Source organism: Actinomycetota bacterium (genome assembly GCA_036280995.1).
Taxonomy (GTDB): domain Bacteria; phylum Actinomycetota; class CALGFH01; order CALGFH01; family CALGFH01; genus CALGFH01.
On sequence record DASUPQ010000150.1, the window covers coordinates 1 to 3,483 of the forward strand.

Genomic DNA, 3,483 nt, shown 5'->3' on the forward strand with positions numbered 1-3,483 from the left:
GGACCTGTGCCTACCTGCGGAAGCTGGGCGTTGGGAGTGATGCGCAATGACCCTGGGGATCGGCGTCGTCGGTACCGGCCAGATGGGCCGGTACCACGTGGAGCGGCTGGCCGGCGGCGTCCCCGACGCCGAGGTGGTGGCCGTCTCCGACGTCTTCGTCGAGGGGGCCAAGCAGGTGGCCGAGCAGGTCGGGGCCCGCGCCTACTCCGACGGCCACGAGCTGATCGCCGACGACCGGGTGCAGGCCGTGCTGATCGCCTCCCCGGGCTTCACCCACGAGGAGTTCACTCTGGCCTGCCTGGCCGCGGACAAGCCGGTGCTGTGCGAGAAGCCGCTGGCCCCGACCATCGACGCCTGCCTGCGGGTGCTGGAGGCGGAGGCGGCCAAGCCGCGGCGGCTGATCCAGGTCGGGTTCATGCGCCGCTACGACGACGGCTTCCGGAGCCTGAAGGCGGCCACGGACGCCGGCCGGGTCGGCCGGCCGCTGCTGCTGCACTGCCGCCACCGCAACGCCGACGTCCCTCCCGGGTTCACCAGCGACATGATGATCACCGACTCGGTGGTCCACGACATCGACGTGACCCGCTGGCTGCTCGGTCAGGAGATCGTCGCGGCCACGGTCTACAAGGCCCGCCCCAGCTCGCTCGCCCCCGAGGGCCTCCAGGACCCCCAGATGGTGATGCTGGAGACCGCCGACGGCGTGCTGGTCGACGTGGAGAGCTTCGTCACCTGCCAGTACGGCTACGACATCCGCTACGAGCTGGTCGGCGAGTCGGGCACGGTCGCCCTGGGCGAGCACGCCGGGGTCCAGGTCCGCGCCGAGGGCGGGCACCACGGCCCGATCCCGGCCGACTACCGGGAGCGGTTCGGCGCCGCCTACCAGAACGAGCTCCAGGAGTGGGTCTCGGGCGTGCTCCGGGGCGAGGTCACCGGCCCCAGCGCCTGGGACGGCTACGCCACCACGGCCGTGGCCGAGGCCGCCGTCGAGTCCCTGACCAAGGGGGGCCGGGTCGCCGTCGAGCTGGCCGAGCGCCCGGCGCTGTATGCCTGAGGCCGCCGGCGGTCTGGGGCGGGTGCGCGACGCCATGGCCGCCGCCGCGGCCGGCTGGCTGGCGTCGCTCGGCCCGGAGCAGCGGGCCAGGGCCAGCTACCCGTTCCCGGCCGACGCCGAGCGGACCACCTGGTACTACACCCCGACCGAGCGGGGCGGCCTGCCCCTGGCCGAGATGGGCCCGGTGTCCCAGCGCCTGGCCCACCGGCTGGTGGCCAGCGGCCTGAGCGAGGGCGGCTACAACACCGCCGCCACCGTCATGGGGCTGGAGAACGTCCTCGACGCCAAGGAGGGGTGGCGGCGGGGCTACGACGGGCGGACCGTCCCCCACCGCGGGCGCGACCCCCAGCTCTACTTCGTCAGCGTGTTCGGCGACCCCGGGGCCGGGTCGTGGGGGTGGCGGGTCGGGGGCCACCACGTCGCCCTCAACTACACCCTCACCGAGGACGGCGGGATCTCGGCCAGCCCGCTGTTCCTGGGGGCCAACCCGGCCACGAGCCGGCTGGTCGGGCCCGGGGTCCTGCGGCCCCTGGCCGCCGAGGAGGACCTGGGCCGCGGGCTGCTCGACGCCCTGGCCCCGGACCAGCGGGCCACGGCCCTGCTCTCATCGGAGGCCCCCGGCGACATCCTCCAGCGGAACCTCCCCTTCGTGCGCGTCGGGCCGCCCGAGGGCCTGGCCGGGGCCGGGATGCTGCCCCAGCAGCGCGAGCTGCTGGCCGGGCTGCTGCGCCAGTACTTCGACCGGCTCCCCGGCCCCCTGGCCGACCTCGAGGCCGGGCGGGCCCTCGGCGACGGGGGCGAGGGGCTGGAGGCGGTCCACTTCGGCTGGGCGGGCGGGACCGAGCCGGGCCAGCCGCACTACTACCGCATCCAGGGGCCGCGGCTGCTGGTCGAGTACGACAACGTCCAGAACGGCGCCAACCACGTCCACTCGGTGTGGCGCGACCCCGAGGGCGACTTCGGTCAGTAGCACGGCGGCCACTGTTCTAGTCGTCGACCGGGTAGCGCTCCATGCCCAGCAGCTGGGCGGCCAGGGCCACGGCCCTGGCGTCGTCGTCGCTCATCTCGGTCCCGTAGCGGCCCCTGGCCCTGGCCACGCCCTCGCCCACGTCGAGCACCAGCATGTCCTTGAACAGCGCGGCCTCGTCGTCGCCGGCCCGGCGCAGCACGAGGTCGACCTGGAACAGGCCGACGCCGATGGTGCGCGGGTCGGCGTGGAACCACTCGGCCAGCCGGTCGCGGTCGTCAAGGACCGACTCCAGCAGCTCGCGCCGGAGCCGGCCCTCGCCAAGGGTGGCCACCTCCATGCAGCGCACGAACACCTGGACATCGCGGGGGTCGAAGCGGTTGTAGGCGCCGACCACGGCGCCGAACATCCAGAAGGGGGCGAACTGGAGCGTCCGCCACTCCTCCGGGGTGTACCTGTCGCGCTCGCTCACCGGCTCGTTTCCCTGGCCCGGGGAACACGCGCCCGGCCCGCTCGGCTCGTCCCCGGTCAGGGTACGCCCGCCGACGGCGGCGGGCCGGTGGTGCCGCGGACGACCAGGCGCGGCGGGAGCACGACCTCGCGGGGCCGCACCCGGCCGCCGTCCAGCCGCTCCACGGCCGCGGCCACCGCGTGCTCGGCCTGGCCGCGGGCGTCCTGGCTGACCGTGGTCAGGTTCACGTGGGCGAGCCGGGCCAGGCTGCTGTCGTCGTAGCCGGCCACCGAGACCTCACCGGGAACCTCGACCCCGGCCCGGTTGAAGGCGTCCAGTACCCCGAGGGCGCAGGAGTCGTTGTACGCCACCACCGCGCCGGGCAGGGCGCCGTCGTCCAGCAGCATCCGCGCCGCCCGGCTGCCGGCCGCCTCGGTGTGGTCGCCGCCGATGACCCGCACCTGGCCGGCCAGGCCGTGGCGGCGCATGGCCGTGCGGTAGCCGCGGCGGCGGTCGGCGGCGATCGTCCCCCGGCCCCCGTCGACGTACGCGATCGAACGGTGCCCCAGCCCGGCCAGGTGGCCGACGACCTGGCCGACCCCCTCGGCGTCGGCCGTCCTGACCACGTCGACCCCGCCCCCGGCGACCCGGCGCCCGATCACCACCACCGGCAGCTGCCGCCCGAGGGCGGCGAGCTGGGCGGCGGGGGCGACCGGGCCGAGGAGGACGAGGGCCTCGCAGCGGGAGTCGACCAGCGTCTCGGTGGCCCGGCGCTCGTCGCGGGTCCGGGTCACCGTGCTCAGGACGACGTCGTAGCCGCGGCCCTCGGCGGCCTCGTGGAGGTCCTCGACCAGCTCGGCGTGGAAGGGGCTGCTCACCTGAATCAGCACCCCGACCAGGTGGGTCCGCCGCCGGGCGAGCAGGCTGGCCGTCCGGTCGGGGCGGTAGCCGAGCTCGGCGGCCGCCTGCAGGACGCGCTCGCGGGTGGCCGGGCTGGGGCCGGGGGCGTTGGAC

At 75.5% G+C, this 3,483-nt stretch carries 4 protein-coding genes; 2 read left to right on the forward strand and 2 right to left on the reverse strand.

Annotation, left to right across the window (positions count from 1 at the left end):
• Positions 1-46 precede the first annotated feature (46 nt).
• Together VF468_04730 and VF468_04735 are read left to right on the forward strand one after the other, a co-directional pair.
• Positions 47-1,051 (forward strand): Gfo/Idh/MocA family oxidoreductase, encoded by a 1,005-nt coding sequence (locus VF468_04730; protein HEX5877620.1) that lies wholly within the window; start codon positions 47-49, stop codon positions 1,049-1,051.
• Complete coding sequence (locus VF468_04735; GenBank protein ID HEX5877621.1) at positions 1,044-2,021, forward strand: DUF3500 domain-containing protein; 978 nt, start codon at positions 1,044-1,046, stop codon at positions 2,019-2,021. Before VF468_04730 ends, VF468_04735 begins: the two co-directional genes overlap by 8 nt.
• 16 nt (positions 2,022-2,037) lie before the next feature.
• Here the strand turns inward: VF468_04735 and VF468_04740 are convergent, their stop codons facing one another.
• Both VF468_04740 and VF468_04745 read right to left on the reverse strand, forming a co-directional pair.
• A complete protein-coding gene (locus VF468_04740; protein ID HEX5877622.1) occupies positions 2,038-2,490 on the reverse strand; it encodes a hypothetical protein in 453 nt (150 codons plus the stop codon).
• A gap of 56 nt (positions 2,491-2,546) precedes the next feature.
• Positions 2,547-3,483: LacI family DNA-binding transcriptional regulator (locus VF468_04745; GenBank protein ID HEX5877623.1), on the reverse strand; the 937-nt coding region annotated here is incomplete at its 5' end.